This is a genomic window from Sphingomonas sp. CCH9-F2, from assembly GCF_001556735.1.
Lineage (GTDB): Bacteria > Pseudomonadota > Alphaproteobacteria > Sphingomonadales > Sphingomonadaceae > Sphingomonas > Sphingomonas ginsenosidimutans.
The window spans coordinates 1-3,262 of record NZ_LSJO01000087.1; the positions used below are offsets into that span (position 1 = coordinate 1).

Here is a 3,262-nt window from a genome sequence, read left to right on the forward strand (position 1 = left end):
GAACTGGTAGACGCGCTGGATTTAGGTTCCAGTATCGCAAGATGTGGGGGTTCGAGTCCCTTCGCCCGCACCAGTCCCCGCGCGTTGCGGGGTGGCCACCACTCACGAAATTCAAGACGAAAGCGGCCTAGATGCAGACTGTCGAGACGTTGAACGAGGGGCTGAAGCGCGCCTACACCCTCACCATCCCCGCCAGCGCGATCGAGGCGCGGGTGGATGCCGAGATCAAGCGCGTCGCGCCGCAGGTGCGGATGCCCGGTTTCCGCCCCGGCAAGGTGCCCGCCAATCTGGTGCGCAAGATGCACGGCGACGCGATGCTGCAGGAGGCGCTGAACACGTCGATCCAGGAAGGCATCCAGTCGCTGATCGCCGACAAGCAGCTGCGCCCCGCGGTGCAGCCGTCGGTCGAGCTGGTCGAGGGCTATGCCCCCGGCAAGGACGCCGAGCTGAAGGTCGAGCTGGAAGTGCTGCCGCAGGTGCCGGCCCCGGCGATCGACAACCTGAAGCTGGAGCGGCTGACCGTGCCGGTCGATGACGCGGCGGTGGATGCGCAGCTGCAGAAGTTCGCCGACCAGCAGAAGCGCTGGGACGATGCCGGCGACAAGGCCGCCGAAACCGGCGACCTGGTGACGGTCGATTTCGTCGGCAAGACGATGGACGGCGTCGCGTTCGACGGCGGCACCGGCACCGACATGGCGGTGGAGATCGGCGCGGGCCGGCTGATCCCCGGCTTCGAGGACCAGGTGATCGGCGCCAAGGCAGGCGAGGAGCGCCAGATCAAGGTGACCTTCCCGGCCGATTACGGCGCGAAGGAACTGGCCGGCAAGGATGCGACCTTCGACCTCACCATCAAGTCGGTGAAGACCGCCGGCGCGAGCGTGATCGACGAGGAACTGGCGACGTCGCTGGGGCTGGAGAGCCTGGACCAGCTCAAGGGCCTGCTGAAGGGGCAGATCGAGCAGGAGCACAACGGCCTGACGCGCACCTACATGAAGCGCAGGCTGCTCGACCAGCTGGCCGAGGGGCATGACTTCGACGTGCCGCCGTCGATGGTCGAGGCCGAGTTCAACCAGATCTGGCAGCAGCTGCAGCACGAAGCCACACATGAGGCGGATCCGGACGCGGCGCTGAAGGAAATGGAAGCCGAGCGCGAGGATTATCGCAAGATCGCCGAACGCCGCGTGCGGCTGGGCCTGCTGCTGTCCGAGATCGGCCAGGCGAACGGCGTCGAGGTGAGCCAGCAGGAAATGCAGCGGCTGATGATGCAGGCTGCGCAGCAATATGGCCCGGAAGACCGCCAGCGGTTCATCCAGTACGTTCAGCAGGACCCGATGGCCGCCGCGCAGCTGCGTGCGCCGCTGTACGAGGACAAGGTCGTCGACTTCCTGTTCGACAAGGCCGAGGTGACCGACCGCGAGACCACCCGCGAGGAGTTGGAGGCCGCGATCGAGAGCGAGGACGGCTTCGCGACCGGCACGCATCACCACGACCACGACAACCACAAGCCCAAGCAGACCAAGGCCAAGAAGGCGGCGGCGAGCGAGACGGGCGACGCGGCCGAGGGCGACGCCCCGGCGAAGCCCGCCAAGAAGGCGGCGGCGAAGAAGCCGTCGGCCAAAAGCGAGGACGCTGCGGTCGAGCCGACCGAGGCGGACGCCGCCCCGGCGAAGAAGCCGCGCGCCAAGAAGGCCGTGGCCCCGGCCGAGGACGATGCGGCCCCCGCAGCGGAGACCGCGCCGGCCAAGAAGCCGCGCGCCAAGAAGGCGGCGGGCGGCGACGCCGAGTAACAGTCTAGGCGGCACGCGGCGCCCGGCATATGACGGGCGCCGGGCCGGTGACGACGACGGCGGCGGGATCGGGCAAGGCCCGGTCCCGCCGTGTGCGTAAGGGGGGAGTGGAAAGATGACGCCTGAGCCATCGCGGCGCGCGACCTTCCCCCCGACGCGCGCGCTGGCGCCGCTGGCGGTGGCGATGTCCCCCGTGTCGGCCGCGGCGACGATCGCCAGCGGGTGGCGCGGCGCGATCGGCAACGACGAGCGCGGGCAGCTGGCGCAGATCGCCGTCGAGCGCGTCAATGACTGGCATTCGCCGCTGATGACGCGCGCGTGGCAGGCGCTGATCGAGACGGGGCTGGGCGAGGGCGCGTTGTTCGTCCTGGCCGCGCTCCTGTATTGGGGGGCGTTCGCGCTGATCGGCTGGGCGCTGGTGCGGCGCGGCGCGGTGATCGCGGCGCTGGCGGTGCCGGTGATCGGCGCGCTGGTGCTGGCGGTGCTGGTCGACAGCCTGGTGACCAAGGATGCGTTGCTGGCGGCGCTGCTGCTGCTGGGCGCGGGGCTGCTGCTGGCGGGCGGCGATACGCGCGCGCGGCGCGGCGCGGCGGTGCTGGCGACGGCGGCGTTCCTGGCGGGCGTGCTGATGCGGCACAACGGCGCCTTCGCGCTGGGGCCACTGCTGATCCTGGCATGGCGGCCGCGCTGGATCGAGCGCGCTGGCGTGACGATCGTGGTGAGCGTGCTGGTCGCGGCGCTGGCGATCCCGGTCGCGGGAGTCATCAACCGGCGCATGCTGGACGCCGCGCCAGCGGGGGCGATCGAATCGCTGCGGCTGTTCGACCTGGCCGGGATCGCCGCGCAGGAAGGGACGACCGCGCCGTTCGGTCCGGCAACGCGGGTGACGATGCGCGACGTCGCACGCTGCTACACCCCCGTGATGTGGGACACGATGGCGCCATGGGGCCGCTGCCCGTGGTTTTCGGGCAAGGCGGGCGTGCCGATCCACGATCAGCTCGAACTGGCGCGCGGAGCGGCACCATCGCCCGCGACGCTGGACGCGGCGTGGCGGCGCGCGCTGCTCAGCTATCCGGGCGGCTATCTGCTGCACCGCGCCGAACACGCCAATGCGGAGCTGCTGCTGTTCGTGTCGATCAAGCCGCGCAACGGCATCGGCCCCGCCGCGCCGGACCCCGCGCCGCCGCGCGAATCGCTGGCGAAGGCGCTGGTCCGCTATACCGCGGGCGTGGTGCTGATCCCGGCGATGTTTGTGGCGATCGGCGTGGTGGCGTGGATCGTCGCGCTGGCCGCGCTGCGCCGCGGGAACGGCGAATGGGGTACGGGCGAGCGGGGTTGGGGCGAGCGGTGGCCGGTGCGCGTCGCGGCGGCGCTGGCGGCGTCGGGGCTTGCCTATGCCGCGTCGTTCGTGGTGGTGGGGGTGGCGACCGCGCCCCGTTACTTCGCCTATCCGGCGGCGACGGCGCTGCTGGCGG

2 protein-coding genes are annotated in these 3,262 nt (G+C 70.9%); both read left to right on the forward strand.

Going from position 1 to position 3,262, the window contains the following annotated elements; all coding sequences use genetic code 11:
- The first annotated feature begins 131 nt into the window (after positions 1 to 131).
- The gene (tig, locus tag AX685_RS02530; RefSeq protein WP_066485110.1) at positions 132 to 1,787 is read left to right on the forward strand and encodes a trigger factor; all 1,656 of its coding nucleotides are present in this window, start codon (positions 132 to 134) and stop codon (positions 1,785 to 1,787) included.
- A gap of 115 nt (positions 1,788 to 1,902) precedes the next feature.
- On the forward strand, positions 1,903 to 3,262 hold a 1,360-nt coding region (locus AX685_RS02535; RefSeq protein WP_066485112.1), incomplete at its 3' end, for a hypothetical protein.